The sequence below is a fragment of the Serratia ureilytica genome (assembly GCF_017309605.1).
GTDB lineage: Bacteria > Pseudomonadota > Gammaproteobacteria > Enterobacterales > Enterobacteriaceae > Serratia > Serratia ureilytica.
This window is the reverse complement of record NZ_CP071320.1, coordinates 4,292,046-4,310,096: the sequence shown is the minus strand read 5'-3', so window position 1 is coordinate 4,310,096 and position 18,051 is coordinate 4,292,046. Positions and strand designations below refer to the sequence as shown.

Here is an 18,051-nt window from a genome sequence, read left to right as displayed (position 1 = left end):
CGCACGGGATGCCATGGTTAATCCGAGCACAGCCTTCACTTCTATTTTCAGCGTCATTAAGGGGTTAATGTGAAACTGGATGAAATCGCGCGTCTCGCGGGCGTTTCGCGCACGACGGCCAGTTATGTCATCAACGGCAAGGCGAAGCAGTATCGTGTCAGCGATAAAACCGTCGAGAAAGTGATGGCCGTGGTCAGGGAGCATAACTATCACCCGAATGCCGTCGCGGCGGGGCTGCGCGCCGGGCGCACCCGTTCTATCGGCCTGGTGATCCCGGATCTGGAAAATACCAGCTATACCCGCATCGCCAACTACCTGGAGCGCCAGGCGCGCCAGCGGGGTTACCAATTGCTGATCGCCTGTTCCGAAGATCAGCCGGACAACGAAATGCGCTGCATTGAGCACCTGCTGCAGCGTCAGGTGGACGCCATCATCGTCTCCACCGCCTTGCCGCCGGAGCATCCTTTCTATCAACGCTGGGCCAACGATCCGCTGCCGATCATCGCGCTGGACCGCGCGCTGGATCGCGAGCATTTCATCAGCGTTGTGGGCGCCGATCAGGAAGACGCTTTTGCGTTGGCGCAGGAGCTGCGCACCTTCCCGGCGGAGTCGGTGCTGTACCTGGGCGCCTTGCCGGAGCTTTCGGTCAGCTTCCTGCGTGAGCAGGGCTTCCGTCAGGCCTGGCAAGAGGATCCCCGCCACGTCGATTACCTGTACGCCAACAGCTACGAACGCGAAGCCGCCGGCGCGCTGTTTGCCGAATGGTTGAAAACGCACCCGATGCCGCAGGCGCTGTTTACCACGTCGTTCTCTTTATTGCAGGGCGTGATGGACGTGACGCTGAAGCAACGCGGCCGCTTGCCGACCGATCTGGCGATCGCCACCTTCGGCGATCATGAACTGTTGGATTTCCTTGAGTGCCCGGTATTGGCGGTAGCGCAGCGCCATCGCGACGTGGCCGAGCGCGTGCTGGAACTGGTGCTGGCCAGCCTGGACGAACCGCGTAAACCCAAGCCGGGGCTGACGCGCATTCGCCGCAATCTGTTCCGCCGCGGCAGTCTGAGCCGCAAGTAGTTTGCCTGACAGGGGCCCGCGTTGGCGGGCTCCTTTAGACGTAATCCGCTACCCGAAACAGCCGCCGGCAGTACTCCAGGAAGTAACCATACACCACGCCCATCGCCATGGAGACCAGCGCATTGCTGGTTACCGCCGCCAGCATTTGTTGGCCGTCGGCGCCCACGCTCCATAAAATTGCAGCATAAACCGGCGACTGGAAGCTGACATAGGCCAGCAGATCGGCGAGATTGCGCAGTAGGAACTGGCCGTGCGGGCAGCGGCGCGCCGTGCGGATAAACAGATCGCGATAGCGGCCATAAGGCCAGGCGATCAGAATGTTGACCGGGATCGACAACAGGCGTGAAGAGAGGGATTGCTGGAAGCTCATGCCGGAGATCAACACTTCAATCGCCATACCGGCGATAAAGCAGTACACCACCAGTGCAAACGTATCGGCAGCGGCGCTGCGCCAGTGTGCGGCGGGCGAAAGCATGTATCTCTCCTTTGTGTTAATGTGCTGTTAATTTTATAATTTGTGGTTGTTAATTCTGATTTTTTGCTTTTTATATAGTTTGCTGATCTGGTTTGTGTTTTTTAACTAGGTTTATATTTTTATTTTTAACATTTGTTCGGTTTTTGTCCCGCAGGGCCGGGGCGCAGGAAGGGATGGAGAGATTAAAATCGGTGTTTTTAAATAAACCTATTAAAAACATGCTGTTGCGATTTTTTGTGTCCGCGGGGGGATTTTTCCGGCAAAAATTGTGGAAATAAAGGTGTAAGAAAATGAAACCATAATTGTAAACAGGTGTTTTGGGAATAATCTTACCAAATTGATTTAAATCGAAATTACTTCTGCTCGTAATATCCGAGCCATTTATTTTCGCCGTGCTCTCATCACGGCGGTGCAAATTGAAGTAAAATAGCGCGCAGTTTCACGGTGAATAACGATTGAGCGTTATTAACTCAAGGAGTTATAGCCTTATTCTGCGGTCGACTCGTCAGGCGCCGAGCCTTGGCGCGCGCGGGGCGGCAGCGGTTACAGCCCTGAGATTGCCGAGCTGAAAAATGAGACATGGCTTGCAGAAGGAAGTAATGAGTTAATTAATCGCCAGTTCGTCAGGTTTTTAATCAGATTCTTTCCGCCTAGAAAATTCTCTCCGTTTATCATGGTGTTAATTTTTAATCGTCGAATAATCAGAGTTTCTTTCGCGAGTCAGCTCCCAAAATGACCAGAGAAATATTGCCAAAGCGCTGGCGCTCTGGCTTGACAAGGTTTTCATACCCTCCGTAAACTCCATTGTGTGGGAATTTGTGGGGTAAAGTGGTGAAAACGGTCACTAAGGGGTAGCTCAGGAATGTTCCGTGGAGCGACGATGGTCAACCTCGACAGCAAAGGGCGGCTCGCCGTACCTACCCGATATCGGGAATTGCTCAACGAGGAATCGCAAGGCCAAATGGTCTGTACCATTGACCTCCATCAGCCCTGCCTGCTGCTTTATCCTTTGCCCGAATGGGAAATTATTGAACAAAAATTATCACGTCTGTCGAGCATGAATCCCGCCGAGCGCCGCGTTCAGCGCCTGCTGTTGGGACATGCCAGTGAGTGTCAGATGGATAGTGCCGGTCGTTTGCTGTTAGCCAGTACGCTGCGGCAACACGCCGGGCTCACGAAAGAAGTGATGCTGGTCGGTCAGTTCAACAAGTTTGAACTGTGGGATGAACAGACCTGGTATCAACAAGTCAAGGATGATATTGACGCTGAACAGTCGACTCAGGAACCGTTGTCTGAGCGGCTACAGGACTTGTCGCTATAAGCATGTTGGAAAACTATAAACACACCACCGTCCTGCTGGACGAAGCCGTCAACGGCCTCAATATCCGCAGCAACGGCATATATATCGACGGTACTTTTGGTCGCGGTGGCCATTCTCGTCTGATTCTGTCCCAACTGGGGCCGGAAGGGCGCTTGCTGGCAATTGACCGTGACCCTCAGGCGATTGCAGCCGCCAAATCTATTGAAGATCCTCGTTTTACCATCGTACACGGCCCATTTTCCGAGTTGTCGCACTATGTGCGGGAGCGCGAGCTGGCGGGTAAGATCGACGGCGTTCTGCTCGATCTGGGCGTTTCCTCGCCGCAGCTTGACGACGCGGAGCGCGGGTTCTCCTTTATGCGCGACGGTCCGCTGGACATGCGCATGGATCCGTCCACCGGCCTGTCTGCCGCAGAGTGGCTGATGAAGGCCGAAGCGGACGACATCGCCTGGGTGCTGAAAACCTTCGGCGAAGAGCGTTTCGCCAAGCGCATCGCGCGCGCCATCGTCGAAAGAAACCGCGTGGAGCCGATGACGCGCACCAAAGAGCTGGCGGATCTGATCGCCGATGCCAGCCCGTTCCGTGAAAAGCACAAGCATCCGGCGACGCGCAGCTTCCAGGCGATCCGCATTTATATCAACAGCGAGCTGGAAGAGATCGAGCGTGCGCTCGATGGCGCGCTGGAAGTGCTGGCCCCGCAGGGCCGTTTGTCGATCATCAGCTTCCATTCGCTGGAAGACCGCATCGTCAAACGCTTTATGCGACACCACAGCCGCGGCGCCCAGGTGCCGGCGGGCATTCCGTTGACCGAGGAGCAACTGCGCGGCATGGGCGGGCGAACGCTGAAAGCGCTGGGCAAAATGATGCCGTCGGAAGCGGAAGTGGCGGACAACCCGCGTGCGCGCAGCTCGGTGCTGCGCATTGCTGAGAGGATGCCCGCGTGATTGGCAACGAACGTCACGGCCTGGTCGGGGTGATTGGCGGCGATCTGCTGCGCAACGCCAAGATCCCCATGATTTTACTGATTGCGTCACTGGTCTCCGCGATTTTCGTGGTGACCACCGCGCACCGCACCCGCCTGCTGACCGCCGAACGCGAGCAGCTGGTTCTGGAGCGCGATGCGCTGGATATCGAGTGGCGCAACCTGATTTTAGAAGAGAACGCCCTCGGCGATCACAGCCGGGTTGAACGTATCGCGACAGAAAAACTGCAGATGCAACACGTTGATCCATCGCAGGAAAATATCATCGTTAAACAATGAATGGTTTAACCGGAATAATGACACGGAGTAGAAAGGAAACGCATGAAAGCAGCGCGCCCCGGTAAGTTGAGACGCCAGGAAGATCAGGCCAGCTTTGTCAGCTGGCGTTTTGCGTTGCTGTGCGGCTGCATTTTGCTGGCGATGGTTGGCCTGATGCTGCGCGTCGCGTACCTGCAGGTCATCAACCCCGATCGTCTGGTGAAAGAAGGCGACATGCGTTCGCTGCGCGTGCAGGAAGTGCCGACCGCGCGCGGCATGATCAGCGATCGCGCCGGCCGCCCGTTGGCGGTCAGCGTGCCGGTGAATGCGGTGTGGGCCGATCCGAAAGAGCTGAACGAACGCGGCGGCATCACGCTGGACAGCCGTTGGAAAGCGCTTTCCGATGCGCTCAACATCCCGCTGGACCAGCTTTCCAACCGCATCAACGCCAACCCGAAAGGGCGCTTCGTTTATCTGGCGCGCCAGGTTAACCCGGCGATCGGCGACTACATCCACAAACTCAAGCTGCCGGGGATCTACCTGCGGCAGGAGTCGCGCCGTTACTACCCGGCGGGGCAGGTGACGTCGCACATCATCGGCGTGACCAACATCGACGGGCAAGGCATCGAAGGCGTCGAGAAGAGCTTCGATCGCTGGCTGACCGGGCAACCGGGCGAGAGAACGGTGCGCAAGGATCGCTTCGGCCGAGTGATTGAAGATATCTCCTCCGTCGATAGCCAGGCGGCGCATAACCTGGTGCTGAGCGTCGATGAGCGCCTGCAGGCGCTGGTGTATCGCGAGCTGAACAACGCCGTGGCGTTCAACAAGGCCGAATCGGGCACTGCGGTGCTGATCGACGTGAACACTGGCGAAGTGCTGGCGATGGCCAACAGCCCGTCTTATAACCCGAACAACATGGCCGGTACGCCGAAAGAAACCATGCGTAACCGCGCTATCACCGATATTTTTGAACCCGGTTCAACCGTGAAGCCAATGGTGGTGATGACCGCGCTGCAAAACGGCGTGGTGAGAGAAAACAGCGTGCTGAACACCATCCCGTACCGCATTCAGGGCCACGAGATCAAAGACGTGGCGCGGTACTCGGAGCTGTCATTGACCGGGATCTTGCAGAAGTCGAGTAACGTCGGTGTTTCAAAGCTGGCGTTAGCGATGCCGTCCTCAGCGTTAGTAGATACTTACTCTCGTTTTGGGCTGGGAAAAGCGACCAATTTGGGGCTGGTCGGAGAAAGCAGTGGCATATACCCAAAAAAACAACGGTGGTCTGACATAGAGAGGGCCACCTTCTCTTTCGGCTACGGGCTGATGGTAACTCCGTTACAGTTGGCGCGAGTCTATGCAACGATCGGCAGTCTGGGCGTGTATCGCCCATTGTCGATCACCAAGGTTGACCCTCCGGTCGCCGGCGAACGCGTTTTCCCTGAACCTCTGGTGCGCACCGTGGTGCACATGATGGAAAGCGTGGCCTTGCCGGGCGGCGGCGGCGTGAAAGCCGCCATCAAGGGATACCGTATCGCCATCAAAACCGGTACCGCGAAAAAAGTGGGCCCGGACGGCAAATACGTCAACCGATACATCGCTTATACCGCCGGCGTCGCGCCGGCAAGTAACCCCCGTTTTGCCCTGGTGGTCGTCATCAACGACCCGCAGGGTGGGAAATACTATGGTGGCGCAATCTCCGCGCCGGTGTTCGGCGCCATCATGGGCGGCGTATTGCGCACCATGAACGTCGAGCCTGACGCGTTGCCCACCGGTGACAAAAGCGAATTAGTGATTAACAAGAAAGAGGGTTCAGGTGGCAGATCGTAATTTGCGCGACTTACTCGCCCCGTGGGTGCCGACGGCGCCCGGGCGCGCGCTGCGGGAAATGACATTAGACAGCCGTGTGGCGGCTGCCGGGGATCTGTTTGTCGCCGTGGTCGGCCATCAAACGGATGGACGCCGCTATATTCCGCAGGCCATTGCGCAGGGCGTCGCCGCCGTGATCGCCGAAGCTGAGGGTCAGGCCGAAGACGGCGCCATCGTTGAGATGCACGGCGTGCCGGTGATCTACCTGAGCCAACTGAACCAGCGCCTTTCCGCGCTGGCCGGGCGTTTTTACCATCAGCCGGGCGAGCGTCTGCGCCTGGTCGGCGTGACCGGCACCAACGGCAAAACCACCACCACGCAGTTGTTGGCGCAGTGGAGCCAACTGCTGGGCGAAACCAGCGCGGTGATGGGCACCGTCGGCAACGGTCTGCTGGGCCAGGTCTGCCCGACCGAGAATACCACCGGTTCTGCGGTGGATGTTCAACACGTATTAAACGACTTGGCGGAACAGGGCGCGACCTTCGCCGCGATGGAAGTCTCATCCCACGGTTTGGTGCAACACCGGGTGGCGGCGCTGCCGTTCGCTGCCGCGGTCTTCACCAACCTGAGCCGCGATCACCTGGATTACCACGGTGACATGGCCAATTACGAAGCGGCCAAATGGTCGCTGTTCGCCGCCCACAATGTGGGGCAGGCGATCATCAACGCCGACGATGAAGTCGGCCAGCGCTGGCTGAGCAAGCTGCCGGATGCGGTGGCGGTGACGATGCAGGGCAACCTGCAGCCGGGCTGTCACGGCCGCTGGCTGAAAACCACGGCGGTCGATTATCACGACAACGGCGCCACGGTTCGGTTCAGCTCCAGCTGGGGCGACGGCGAGATCGAAAGCCGCCTGATGGGCGCTTTCAACGTCAGCAATCTGCTGTTGGCATTGGCGACGCTGCTGTCGCTGGGCTACCCGCTGGAGGCGCTGGTGGAAACCGGCAACCGTCTGCAGCCGGTCTGCGGCCGCATGGAAGTGTTTAACGCGCCGGGCAAACCGACGGTCGTGGTGGATTACGCCCACACGCCGGATGCGCTGGAGAAAGCGCTGGAAGCGGCGCGCCTGCACTGCCAGGGGCAGCTGTGGTGCGTCTTCGGCTGCGGCGGCGATCGCGACAAGGGCAAGCGTCCGCTGATGGGCGGCATCGCCGAGCAGTTCGCCGATCGCGTGGTGATCACCGATGACAACCCGCGTACCGAAGAGCCGCGCGCGATTATCAACGATATCCTGACCGGATTGCTGGATGCCGGGCAAGCGCTGGTGATCCACGGCCGCGCCGAAGCGGTGACCAGCGCCATCATGCAGGCGCAGGAGCAGGATGTGGTGTTGGTGGCGGGCAAAGGCCACGAAGATTATCAGCTGGTGGGCAACCGCCGCCTGGATTACTCCGACCGCACGACGGTCGCCCGACTGCTGGGGGTGCTGGCATGATCCCTGTCTCTCTTCAGACACTGGCTGAGGTATTGAGCGCTGAACCGATCGGCGCCGATTGCCAAATTGTCGAGGTGACGACAGACACCCGCAAGGTGACCGCCGGTTGCCTGTTTGTGGCGCTGAAAGGCGAGCGTTTCGACGCTCACGACTTCGCGGCGGATGCCATAGCCGCAGGCGCCGGGGCGTTGCTGGTCAGTAAGCGCTTATTGGTGGACGTGCCGCAGCTGGTGGTGAAAGACACCCGTCTGGCGCTGGGGCAGCTTGGCGCCTGGGTGCGTCAGCAGGTGCCGGCGCGCGTGGTGGCGCTGACCGGCTCCTCGGGCAAGACATCGGTGAAAGAAATGACCGCCGCCATTCTGCGTGAATGCGGCGAAGTGCTGTATACCGCCGGCAACTTCAATAACGACATCGGCGTGCCGTTGACGCTGTTGCGTCTGGAGCCGCAGCATGATTTTGCCGTGATAGAGCTGGGCGCTAACCACATTGGCGAAATTGCTTACACCACCGCATTGACGCGTCCGCAGACCGCTTTGGTGAACAACCTGGCGGCGGCGCACCTGGAAGGCTTCGGCTCGCTGGCCGGCGTCGCCCAGGCGAAAGGTGAAATCTTTACCGGCCTGCCGGCCGACGGCGTGGCGATCATCAACGCCGATAACAACGACTGGCCGCACTGGCAGAGCATGCTGGGCGGCAAAACCGTCTGGCGCTTCTCGCCGCAGGCGGCCGAAGGCGTGGACTTCTTCGCGCACGACGTGCGGGTGAACGGCGCAGGTACGCAGTTTACGCTGCACAGCCCGTTCGGCACCGCCGAGATCGCGCTGCCGCTGCCGGGGCGCCACAACGTGGCCAACGCGCTGGCGGCCACGGCGCTGGCGATGTCGGTGGGCGCCACCCTCGAAGCGGTGCGTCAGGGGTTGAAACAATTGCAGGCGGTGCCGGGGCGTTTGTTCCCGGTGGCGCTGGCCGAAGGCAAGCTGCTGCTGGACGACAGCTACAACGCCAACGTCGGGTCGATGACTGCGGCGGCGCAGGTGCTGGCGGAGATGCCGGGCTACCGCGTGATGGTGGTCGGCGATATGGCCGAGCTGGGCGCAGAAGCGGAAGAGTGCCACCGTCAGGTGGGTGAAGCCGCCCGCCAGGCCGGGGTCGATAAAGTGATCAGCGTCGGCGGGTTGAGCCGCGTGCTGAGCGAGGCTTCCGGCAACGGCGAACATTATCAGGACAAGACAGCAGTGATCGCGCGCGTGGCGGAATTACTGTCGGAACATGCGGTCATCACCGTGTTAATCAAAGGTTCACGTAGTGCCGCAATGGAGCAGGTAGTACGCGCGTTACAGGAGAAAGCACCATGTTAGTTTGGCTGGCCGAGCATTTGGTCAAGTATTACTCAGGCTTCAACGTCTTTTCTTATCTGACGTTCCGAGCCATTGTCAGCCTGCTGACCGCGCTGTTCCTGTCGCTGTGGATGGGCCCGCGGGTGATCAAGCGTCTGCAAGAAATGTCCTTCGGCCAGGTGGTGCGTAACGACGGCCCCGAGTCGCACTTCAGCAAGCGCGGCACGCCGACCATGGGCGGCATCATGATCCTGACCTCCATCACCATTTCGGTGCTGATGTGGGCCTACCCGTCCAACCCGTATGTCTGGTGTGTGCTGTTTGTGCTGGTGGGTTACGGCATCGTCGGTTTCGTCGATGACTACCGCAAGGTGGTGCGTAAGGACACCAAAGGGCTGATCGCCCGCTGGAAGTATTTCTGGCAGTCGGTGATTGCGCTGATTGTCGCATTCGCCATGTACGCCGTAGGAAAAGACACGCCAGCCACCGAGCTGGTTGTGCCGTTCTTTAAGGACGTGATGCCGCAGTTGGGCTTGCTGTACATCCTGCTGGCCTATTTCGTCATCGTCGGCACCAGCAACGCGGTCAACCTGACCGACGGTCTGGACGGCCTGGCGATTATGCCGACGGTATTCGTGGCGGCCGGTTTCGCGCTGGTGGCCTGGGCGACCGGTAACATGAACTTCGCCAACTACCTGCATATTCCGTATCTGCGTCATGCCGGTGAGTTGGTGATCGTCTGCACCGCCATCGTCGGCGCCGGCCTCGGCTTCCTGTGGTTCAACACCTACCCGGCGCAGGTGTTTATGGGCGACGTCGGTTCGCTGGCGCTGGGCGGCGCGCTGGGCACCATCGCGGTGCTGCTGCGCCAGGAGTTTTTGTTGGTGATCATGGGCGGCGTATTCGTGGTAGAGACGCTGTCGGTGATCCTGCAGGTGGGATCGTTCAAGCTGCGCGGACAACGCATTTTCCGCATGGCGCCGATTCACCACCACTATGAATTGAAAGGCTGGCCGGAGCCGCGCGTGATCGTGCGCTTCTGGATCATTTCGCTGATGCTGGTGCTGATTGGCCTGGCAACGCTGAAGGTGCGTTAATCATGGCAGACTATCAGGGTAGAAAAGTCGTCATCATCGGGTTGGGCCTCACCGGCCTGTCCTGTGTCGATTTCTTCATGTCACGCGGCGTGACGCCGCGCGTGATGGATACCCGTATCGCGCCGCCAGGGTTGGACAAACTGCCTGAAAGCGTGGAGCGCCATCTGGGCGATTTGAACCAGGACTGGCTGCTGGCGGCGGATCTGATCGTCGCCAGCCCGGGCGTCGCGCTGGCGACCCCGGCATTGAGCGCCGCGGCTGACGCCGGCGTGGAAATCGTCGGCGACGTCGAACTGTTCTGCCGCGAGGCGCAGGCGCCGATCGTGGCGATTACCGGCTCCAACGGCAAGAGCACCGTCACCACCCTGGTGGGCGAGATGGCGAAAGCTGCCGGTTGGGCGGTGGGCGTGGGCGGCAATATCGGCCTGCCGGCGCTGAGCCTGTTGCGCCAGGAATGTCAGCTTTACGTGCTGGAGCTGTCCAGCTTCCAGCTGGAAACGACGCATAGCCTGCGGGCGGCGGCGGCGACCATCCTGAACGTGACCGAAGATCATATGGATCGCTATCCGTTCGGCCTGCAGCAGTATCGCGGCGCCAAGCTGCGCGTGTATGAAAACGCCGCGGTGTGCGTAGTGAACGCGGACGATGCGCTGACCATGCCGGTGCGCGGCGCCGACGAACGCTGCGTCAGCTTCGGGGCGGACGTGGGCGACTATCACCTGAACCGCCAGCAGGGGGAAACCTGGCTGCGGGTGCGCGGTGAGAAGGTGCTGAATACGCGCGAGATGAAGCTGACCGGCCGCCACAACTACACCAATGCCCTGGCGGCGCTGGCGTTGGCGGATGCGGTCAATATCCCGCGTGCCTCCAGCCTGAAGGCGTTGACCACCTTCACCGGCCTGGCGCACCGCTTCCAGCTGGCCTGGGAGAACAACGGCGTGCGTTGGATCAACGATTCCAAAGCCACCAACGTCGGCAGCACCGAAGCGGCACTGAACGGCCTGCAGGTGGACGGCACGCTGCATCTGCTGCTGGGCGGCGACGGCAAGTCCGCCGATTTCTCGCCGCTGGCGCGCTATCTGCAGGGCGACAACGTGCGGCTGTATTGCTTTGGCCGCGACGGCGCCCAGCTGGCGCAGCTGCGGCCGGAAGTGGCGACGCTGACCGAGACCATGGAGCAGGCGATGCGCACCATCGCCGGCCGCGTACAGCCCGGCGATATGGTGCTGTTGTCGCCGGCCTGCGCCAGTCTCGATCAGTTCCGTAATTTTGAAGTGCGCGGCGATGAGTTCGCCCGCCTGGCGCAGGAGCTTGGCGGATGAAACTACGCTTGCCGAACTTCGGGCTGACAGAACGGCTGAAAGACTGGGTGACCGGCGCGCGCGACAACGACGCGGTCAACATGGTGCTGTACGATCGCACCCTGCTGTGGCTGACCTTCGGGTTGGCGATCATCGGCTTCGTGATGGTGACCTCGGCGTCGATGCCGATCGGCCAACGCCTGGCGGACGATCCGTTCCTGTTCGCCAAACGCGATGCGCTGTACCTCGGCCTGGCGTTCGGCCTGTCGCTGGTGACGCTGCGCATCCCGATGGAAGTTTGGCAGCGCTACAGCAACGTGATGCTGCTGATGTCGATCGTGATGCTGCTGATCGTCCTGGTGGTGGGGAGCTCGGTGAACGGGGCCTCGCGCTGGATCGCGCTCGGCCCGCTGCGTATTCAGCCGGCGGAGCTGTCCAAGCTGTCGCTGTTCTGCTACCTGGCGAGCTATCTGGTGCGCAAGGTGGAAGAGGTGCGCAGCAACTTCTGGGGCTTCTGTAAGCCGATGGGCGTCATGGTGGTGCTGGCGGTGCTGCTGCTGGCGCAGCCGGATCTCGGCACCGTGGTGGTGCTGTTCATCACCACGCTGGCGATGCTGTTCCTGGCCGGCGCGAAAATGTGGCAGTTCCTGGCGATCATCGGCTCCGGCGTGTTCGCCGTGGTGCTGCTGATTATCGCGGAACCGTACCGTATGCGCCGCGTGACCTCGTTCTGGAACCCGTGGGCCGACCCGTTCGGCAGCGGCTACCAGTTGACCCAGTCGCTGATGGCATTCGGCCGCGGCGAGTTCTGGGGGCAGGGGCTCGGCAACTCGGTGCAGAAACTGGAGTATTTGCCGGAAGCGCACACCGACTTCATCTTCTCCATTTTGGGTGAAGAACTGGGCTATATCGGTGTGGTTTTAGCCCTGTTAATGGTATTCTTCGTCGCTTTTCGCGCGATGTCCATCGGGCGCCGCGCGCTGGAGATCGACCAACGCTTCTCCGGCTTCCTGGCCTGCGCGATCGGCGTGTGGTTCAGCTTCCAGGCGCTGGTTAACGTCGGCGCCGCCGCGGGCATGTTGCCGACCAAAGGTCTGACGCTGCCGCTGATCAGTTACGGCGGCTCGAGCTTGCTGATTATGTCGACGGCGATCGTGCTGTTGCTGCGAATTGATTATGAAACGCGCCTGACCAAGGCTCAGGCGTTTGTGAAGAGGTAAGGGATGAGCGGGAAACCTAAGCGTTTAATGGTGATGGCAGGCGGTACCGGCGGGCACGTGTTCCCGGGGCTGGCGGTCGCGCATCATCTGATGGCGCAGGGCTGGCAGGTGCGCTGGCTCGGAACCGCAGACCGAATGGAAGCCGATCTGGTGCCGAAGCACGGGATCGAGATTGATTTTATCCGCATCTCCGGCCTGCGCGGCAAGGGCCTGAAGGCCCAGTTGACGGCGCCGCTGCGGATCTGGCAGGCGGTGCGGCAGGCGAAAGCCATCATGCGCAGTTATCAGCCGGATGTGGTGCTGGGGATGGGCGGTTACGTTTCCGGCCCCGGCGGCCTGGCGGCCTGGCAGTGCGGCATCCCGGTGGTGCTGCACGAGCAGAACGGCATCGCCGGCTTGACCAACCGCTGGCTGGCGCGCATCGCCGCCAAAGTGATGCAGGCCTTCCCCGGCGCGTTCCCGAACGCCGAGGTGGTGGGCAACCCGGTGCGCACCGACGTGTTGGCGCTGCCGTTGCCGGCGGAGCGGTTGCAAGGGCGCGAAGGCCCGATCCGCGTGCTGGTGATTGGCGGAAGTCAGGGCGCCCGCGTGCTGAATCAGACAGTTCCTGAAGTCGCGGCGCGTTTGGGCGATAGAATTACGCTCTGGCATCAGGTTGGCAAGGGCGCGCTGGAAACGGTACTGCGCGACTACGAAAGGGTAGGTCAGACGCAGCACAAGGTGACTGAGTTCATCGACGACATGGCCGCCGCCTATGCCTGGGCCGACGTGGTGGTCTGCCGCTCCGGCGCGTTGACCGTCAGCGAAATCGCGGCGGCGGGGCTGCCGGCGATCTTCGTGCCGTTCATGCACAAGGATCGTCAACAGTACTGGAACGCACGCCCGCTGGAAGAAGCCGGCGCGGCGAAGATTATCGAACAGCCGCAGTTCAACGCCGATGTGGTGGCCGAACTGCTGGCGAGCTGGGATCGCAAGACGCTGCTGGCCATGGCCGAGAAAGCGCGCGCGGTCGCCATTCCGGACGCCACCGAGCGCGTGGCGGCGGAGCTGGTGCGGCTCGCTAAGTAACGAGTGCAGGGGTTCGGCGCGCCGAACCTGAATAAAAGCAATGTGATGTAGGCCGGGATACCGGATCCGGATTAGAGAGAGTGATGAATACACAACAACTGGCGAAACTACGTACTATCGTGCCCGAGATGCGTCGCGTCCGGCACATTCACTTTGTCGGCATCGGTGGCGCCGGCATGGGTGGTATCGCCGAAGTGTTGGCAAACGAAGGGTATCAGATCAGCGGCTCCGACCTGGCGCCAAATCCGGTGACCCAGCAGTTGAGCGCGCTCGGGGCGACGATTTATTTCAATCACCGTCCGGAAAACGTGCTGGATGCGAGTGTGGTGGTGGTATCTACCGCCATCTCCGCCGACAACCCGGAGATCGTCGCCGCCCGTGAAGCGCGCATCCCGGTGATCCGCCGCGCTGAAATGCTGGCGGAGCTGATGCGTTTTCGCCACGGCATCGCTATCGCCGGCACGCACGGCAAAACCACCACCACGGCGATGGTCTCGAGCATTTACGCCGAAGCCCGCCTGGACCCGACCTTCGTTAACGGCGGGCTGGTGAAGGCGGCGGGCACCCACGCACGACTGGGGTCCAGCCGTTATCTGATCGCGGAAGCGGATGAGAGCGATGCGTCGTTCCTGCATCTGCAGCCGATGGTGGCCGTGGTCACCAACATCGAAGCCGACCACATGGACACCTACCAGGGCGACTTCGAGAACCTGAAGCAGACGTTTATCAATTTCTTGCACAACCTGCCGTTCTACGGTCGCGCGGTAATGTGCATCGACGATCCGGTGGTGCGTGAGCTGCTGCCGCGCGTGGGTCGTCATATCACCACCTACGGCTTCAGTGAAGATGCCGACGTGCGCATCGAAGACTACCGGCAGATTGGGCCGCAGGGGCACTTTACCCTGAGCCGTCAGGACAAACCGTTGCTGACGGTGACGCTGAACGCGCCGGGCCGCCACAATGCGTTGAACGCAGCGGCGGCGGTGGCGGTAGCGACCGAAGAAGGCATAGACGACGAAGATATCCTGCGCGCGCTGGCGGGCTTCCAGGGCACTGGGCGCCGCTTCGATTTCCTCGGCGAGTTTCCGCTGGAGCCGGTCAACGGCAAAGCGGGCAGCGCGATGCTGGTGGACGATTACGGCCACCATCCGACCGAAGTGGACGCCACGTTGAAAGCGGCGCGCGCCGGTTGGCCGGACAAGCGTCTGGTGATGATCTTCCAGCCGCACCGCTACACGCGCACCCGCGATCTGTACGACGATTTCGCCAACGTGCTGTCGCAGGTGGATGTGCTGCTGATGCTCGACGTGTACGCCGCCGGCGAAGCGCCGATCCCGGGCGCGGACAGCCGCTCGCTGTGCCGCACCATCCGCAGCCGCGGCAAGCTGGATCCGATCCTGGTTTCCGATGCCGATACCGTGCCGGAAACGCTGGCGCAGCTGTTGCAGGATGAAGACCTGGTGCTGGTGCAAGGCGCCGGCAACGTGGGCAAAATCGCCCGTAAACTGGCCGAGCTGAAGCTGCAGCCGCCGAAGAAAGAGGAGGAGCACCATGGCTGATAAAGTTGCAGTTCTGCTGGGCGGCACCTCCGCTGAACGTGACGTTTCTCTGCAGTCCGGCGCCGCGGTGCTGGCCGGGTTGCGCGAAGCCGGTATCGATGCGCACGGCGTCGATACCCGCGATTTCCCGGTGACCCAGCTGAAAGAGCAGGGGTTCACCAAAGTGTTTATCGCGCTGCACGGCCGCGGCGGCGAGGACGGCACCCTGCAGGGGCTGCTGGAGTTTCTCGAGTTGCCTTATACCGGCAGCGGCGTGATGGCCTCGGCGCTGACCATGGACAAATGGCGCACCAAGATGGTGTGGCAATCGATGGGCTTGCCGGTGGCGCCTTACGTGGCGCTGAATCGCCAGCTGTATCTCGGCGCCGAAAAAGCGGCGCTGCTGGCGCGCGTGGCGGATCTCGGTCTGCCGGTGATCGTCAAGCCGAGCCGTGAAGGCTCCAGCGTTGGCATGAGCAAGGTCACCGAAAGCGCGGCGTTGGCAGCGGCGTTGGAAGAAGCCTTCCGCCATGACGACGATGTGCTGGTGGAGAAGTGGTTGAGCGGCCCGGAATACACCGTGGCGATGCTGGGCGACCAGGTGCTGCCGTCTATTCGTATCCAGCCGGCCGGCGTGTTTTACGACTATCAGGCCAAGTACATTTCGGACGACACGCAGTACTTCTGCCCGAGCGGTTTGAGCGCCGAGCAGGAAGCCGAGATGGCGGCGTTGGCGCTGCGCGCCTACCGCGGTCTGGACTGCAGCGGCTGGGGCCGCGTCGATGTGATGCAAGACAGCGATGGCAGCTTCTATCTGCTTGAGGTGAATACCTCTCCGGGCATGACCAGTCATAGCCTGGTGCCGATGGCGGCGCGCCAGTTTGGATTAAGCTTCTCGCAGCTAGTGGCGAGAATTTTGGAGTTGGCCGACTGATATGTCGCAAGCTGCCCTGAATGCGCGCGATCGCGAGGTGGATAACGGCCCGCGCCGCAGCAATGGAACCCAGTTGGCGGGAATGATTTTCCTGCTGATGGTGTTGGGAACGGTCGTGTGGAGCGGTTGGGCGGTGCTTGGCTGGATGAAAGACGCCAGTCGCCTGCCGCTCTCAAGGCTGGTGGTGACCGGCGAACGCCATTACACCACCAACGATGATATTCGTCAGGCGATCCTGGCGCTGGGCGCGCCCGGCACCTTTATGACGCAGGATGTGGACGTTATCCAGCAGCAGATCGAACGTCTGCCGTGGATCAAGCAGGCCAGCGTGCGCAAACAATGGCCGGATGAGCTGAAGATCCATCTGGTGGAGTATGTCCCGGTGGCGCGCTGGAACGATTTGCACATGGTGGACGCCGAGGGCAAAGCGTTCAGCGTGCCGGCGGAGCGGGCGGGCAAGCAGAAGTTGCCGCTGCTCTACGGGCCGGAAGGGAGCGAGCAGGATGTGCTGGAAGGCTATCGGGCGATGAGCGCCACGTTGGCGGCCAGCAAATATACGCTGAAAATGGCGGCGATGACCGCGCGCCATTCCTGGCAGCTGGCGCTGGACAACGATGTCCGGCTTGAGCTGGGGCGCGATGACCGCAACGGGCGTTTGCAGCGGTTTATCGAGCTTTACCCGGTATTGCAGCAGCAGGGCCAGGCGGAGAGCAAGCGTGTCAGCTATGTCGATCTGCGCTACGAGTCCGGCGCTTCGGTAGGGTGGGCTCCGGTGTTGGTCGATCCGCAGGCGCTTGGCGGTCAGCAAAACAGTAATCAGCAACAGAATCAGGCACAGGCAAAACAACAATGATCAAGTCGACGGACAGAAAACTGGTAGTTGGACTGGAGATCGGTACTGCAAAAGTCTCCGCGTTGGTAGGGGAAGTTCTGCCCGATGGCATGGTCAACATTATCGGGGTGGGCAGCTGCCCGTCTCGCGGCATGGATAAGGGCGGCGTAAACGACCTGGAGTCGGTGGTGAAGTGCGTACAGCGCGCCATCGATCAGGCCGAGCTGATGGCGGACTGCCAGATCTCGTCGGTGTACCTGGCGCTGTCGGGCAAACACATCAGCTGCCAGAACGAAATCGGCATGGTGCCTATCTCGGAAGAGGAAGTGACGCAGGACGACGTGGAGAACGTGGTGCACACCGCCAAATCGGTGCGCGTGCGCGACGAACACCGCATCCTGCACGTGATTCCTCAGGAATACGCCATCGATTATCAGGAAGGCATCAAAAACCCGGTTGGGCTGTCCGGCGTGCGCATGCAGGCCAAGGTGCATCTGATTACCTGCCATAACGATATGGCGAAGAACATCGTCAAGGCCGTGGAACGTTGCGGCCTGAAAGTTGACCAACTTATTTTCGCCGGTCTGGCCGCGAGCTACGCGGTGCTGACCGAAGATGAACGCGAACTCGGCGTTTGCGTGGTGGATATCGGCGGCGGCACCATGGATATGGCGGTGTACACCGGCGGTGCGCTGCGCCACACCAAAGTGATCCCTTACGCCGGGAACGTGGTCACCAGCGATATCGCTTACGCCTTCGGCACGCCGCCGACCGACGCGGAAGCGATTAAAGTTCGACACGGTTGTGCGCTTGGGTCGATTGTTAGCAAGGATGAGAATGTAGAGGTGCCTAGCGTCGGGGGACGTCCTCCGCGCAGTCTGCAAAGACAGACGCTGGCTGAAGTCATTGAGCCACGCTACACCGAACTGTTGAATCTGGTTAACGATGAAATTTTGCAATTGCAGGAGCAACTGCGTCAGCAAGGGGTGAAGCATCATCTGGCGGCCGGTATCGTGCTGACCGGTGGCGCCGCCCAGATTGATGGCCTGGCAGCCTGTGCGCAACGGGTGTTCCACACCCAGGTACGCATCGGCCAACCCTTGAACATCACGGGTCTGACGGATTATGCGCAGGAGCCTTACTACTCGACGGCGGTAGGTCTGCTGCACTATGGAAAAGAGTCTCACCTGAGCGGTGAGACAGAAGTAGAAAAACGCGCCTCGGTGGGCAATTGGTTTAAACGCATCAATAGCTGGCTGAGAAAAGAGTTTTAATGTTTCAACAAAGAGATCATGCTGAGTAATCTTTTTATG

General features: G+C 60.8%; 16 protein-coding genes. 15 read left to right on the top strand and 1 reads right to left on the bottom strand.

The window, feature by feature from the left end; translation table 11 throughout:
* Positions 1–69: 69 nt before the first annotated feature.
* Complete coding sequence (gene cra / locus J0X03_RS20435; protein ID WP_004932801.1) at positions 70–1,074, top strand: catabolite repressor/activator; 1,005 nt, start codon at positions 70–72, stop codon at positions 1,072–1,074.
* Positions 1,075–1,108: 34 nt separating this feature from the next.
* Here cra and J0X03_RS20430 read toward each other — a convergent pair whose 3' ends face one another.
* Positions 1,109–1,549, bottom strand: coding sequence for an L-alanine exporter AlaE (locus J0X03_RS20430; RefSeq protein WP_033641852.1), 441 nt, complete (start codon positions 1,547–1,549; stop codon positions 1,109–1,111).
* An 862-nt stretch (positions 1,550–2,411) separates the two neighbouring features.
* Between J0X03_RS20430 and mraZ the strand changes: the two genes are divergently transcribed.
* The 14 genes from mraZ to ftsA all read left to right on the top strand — a co-directional run bounded on the left by mraZ (position 2,412) and on the right by ftsA (position 18,012).
* The gene (mraZ, locus tag J0X03_RS20425) at positions 2,412–2,870 is read left to right on the top strand and encodes a division/cell wall cluster transcriptional repressor MraZ (RefSeq protein ID WP_004932796.1); all 459 of its coding nucleotides are present in this window, start codon (positions 2,412–2,414) and stop codon (positions 2,868–2,870) included.
* 2 nt (positions 2,871–2,872) lie between these two features.
* Positions 2,873–3,814, top strand: a complete 942-nt coding sequence (rsmH, locus tag J0X03_RS20420) for a 16S rRNA (cytosine(1402)-N(4))-methyltransferase RsmH (protein WP_089196585.1) — start codon at positions 2,873–2,875, stop codon at positions 3,812–3,814.
* On the top strand, positions 3,811–4,131 hold the full coding sequence (ftsL, locus tag J0X03_RS20415) for a cell division protein FtsL (RefSeq protein WP_033651674.1): 321 nt from the start codon (positions 3,811–3,813) through the stop codon (positions 4,129–4,131). Before rsmH ends, ftsL begins: the two co-directional genes overlap by 4 nt.
* A gap of 42 nt (positions 4,132–4,173) precedes the next feature.
* Positions 4,174–5,937 carry a peptidoglycan glycosyltransferase FtsI gene (locus J0X03_RS20410; RefSeq protein ID WP_004932790.1) on the top strand — a complete coding sequence of 588 codons (1,764 nt, stop codon included), beginning with the start codon at positions 4,174–4,176 and terminating at the stop codon, positions 5,935–5,937.
* Positions 5,924–7,411, top strand: a complete 1,488-nt coding sequence (murE, locus tag J0X03_RS20405; protein WP_033641853.1) for a UDP-N-acetylmuramoyl-L-alanyl-D-glutamate--2,6-diaminopimelate ligase — start codon at positions 5,924–5,926, stop codon at positions 7,409–7,411. The genes J0X03_RS20410 and murE overlap by 14 nt, the downstream gene beginning before the upstream one ends.
* A complete protein-coding gene (gene murF, locus J0X03_RS20400; protein ID WP_033641854.1) occupies positions 7,408–8,769 on the top strand; it encodes a UDP-N-acetylmuramoyl-tripeptide--D-alanyl-D-alanine ligase in 1,362 nt (453 codons plus the stop codon). The genes murE and murF overlap by 4 nt, the downstream gene beginning before the upstream one ends.
* A complete protein-coding gene (mraY, locus tag J0X03_RS20395) occupies positions 8,763–9,845 on the top strand; it encodes a phospho-N-acetylmuramoyl-pentapeptide-transferase (RefSeq protein WP_004932782.1) in 1,083 nt (360 codons plus the stop codon). The genes murF and mraY overlap by 7 nt, the downstream gene beginning before the upstream one ends.
* Before the next feature lie 2 nt (positions 9,846–9,847).
* On the top strand, positions 9,848–11,167 hold the full coding sequence (murD, locus tag J0X03_RS20390; RefSeq protein ID WP_123061384.1) for a UDP-N-acetylmuramoyl-L-alanine--D-glutamate ligase: 1,320 nt from the start codon (positions 9,848–9,850) through the stop codon (positions 11,165–11,167).
* On the top strand, positions 11,164–12,366 hold the full coding sequence (gene ftsW, locus J0X03_RS20385) for a cell division protein FtsW (RefSeq protein ID WP_015376649.1): 1,203 nt from the start codon (positions 11,164–11,166) through the stop codon (positions 12,364–12,366). The genes murD and ftsW overlap by 4 nt, the downstream gene beginning before the upstream one ends.
* Before the next feature lie 3 nt (positions 12,367–12,369).
* Positions 12,370–13,434 (top strand): undecaprenyldiphospho-muramoylpentapeptide beta-N-acetylglucosaminyltransferase, encoded by a 1,065-nt coding sequence (gene murG / locus J0X03_RS20380; protein WP_004932773.1) that lies wholly within the window; start codon positions 12,370–12,372, stop codon positions 13,432–13,434.
* Positions 13,435–13,517: 83 nt separating this feature from the next.
* Complete coding sequence (murC, locus tag J0X03_RS20375) at positions 13,518–14,993, top strand: UDP-N-acetylmuramate--L-alanine ligase (protein WP_025301571.1); 1,476 nt, start codon at positions 13,518–13,520, stop codon at positions 14,991–14,993.
* A complete protein-coding gene (locus J0X03_RS20370; RefSeq protein WP_033651670.1) occupies positions 14,986–15,906 on the top strand; it encodes a D-alanine--D-alanine ligase in 921 nt (306 codons plus the stop codon). The genes murC and J0X03_RS20370 overlap by 8 nt, the downstream gene beginning before the upstream one ends.
* Before the next feature lies 1 nt (position 15,907).
* Entirely contained in the window at positions 15,908–16,759 is an 852-nt protein-coding gene (gene ftsQ, locus J0X03_RS20365) for a cell division protein FtsQ (RefSeq protein WP_004932761.1), read from the top strand.
* A complete protein-coding gene (ftsA, locus tag J0X03_RS20360) occupies positions 16,756–18,012 on the top strand; it encodes a cell division protein FtsA (protein WP_004932758.1) in 1,257 nt (418 codons plus the stop codon). Before ftsQ ends, ftsA begins: the two co-directional genes overlap by 4 nt.
* The last annotated feature ends 39 nt before the right edge of the window (positions 18,013–18,051 follow it).

Coding starts and splice junctions, on each gene's coding strand:
- J0X03_RS20430 (WP_033641852.1), bottom strand. CDS start 1,549: ATGCTTTCGCCCGCCGCACACTGGCGCAGCGCCGCTGCCGATACGTTT.
- mraZ (WP_004932796.1), top strand. CDS start 2,412: ATGTTCCGTGGAGCGACGATGGTCAACCTCGACAGCAAAGGGCGGCTC.
- rsmH (WP_089196585.1), top strand. CDS start 2,873: ATGTTGGAAAACTATAAACACACCACCGTCCTGCTGGACGAAGCCGTC.
- J0X03_RS20410 (WP_004932790.1), top strand. CDS start 4,174: ATGAAAGCAGCGCGCCCCGGTAAGTTGAGACGCCAGGAAGATCAGGCC.
- murF (WP_033641854.1), top strand. CDS start 7,408: ATGATCCCTGTCTCTCTTCAGACACTGGCTGAGGTATTGAGCGCTGAA.
- mraY (WP_004932782.1), top strand. CDS start 8,763: ATGTTAGTTTGGCTGGCCGAGCATTTGGTCAAGTATTACTCAGGCTTC.
- murD (WP_123061384.1), top strand. CDS start 9,848: ATGGCAGACTATCAGGGTAGAAAAGTCGTCATCATCGGGTTGGGCCTC.
- ftsW (WP_015376649.1), top strand. CDS start 11,164: ATGAAACTACGCTTGCCGAACTTCGGGCTGACAGAACGGCTGAAAGAC.
- murG (WP_004932773.1), top strand. CDS start 12,370: ATGAGCGGGAAACCTAAGCGTTTAATGGTGATGGCAGGCGGTACCGGC.
- murC (WP_025301571.1), top strand. CDS start 13,518: ATGAATACACAACAACTGGCGAAACTACGTACTATCGTGCCCGAGATG.
- J0X03_RS20370 (WP_033651670.1), top strand. CDS start 14,986: ATGGCTGATAAAGTTGCAGTTCTGCTGGGCGGCACCTCCGCTGAACGT.
- ftsQ (WP_004932761.1), top strand. CDS start 15,908: ATGTCGCAAGCTGCCCTGAATGCGCGCGATCGCGAGGTGGATAACGGC.
- ftsA (WP_004932758.1), top strand. CDS start 16,756: ATGATCAAGTCGACGGACAGAAAACTGGTAGTTGGACTGGAGATCGGT.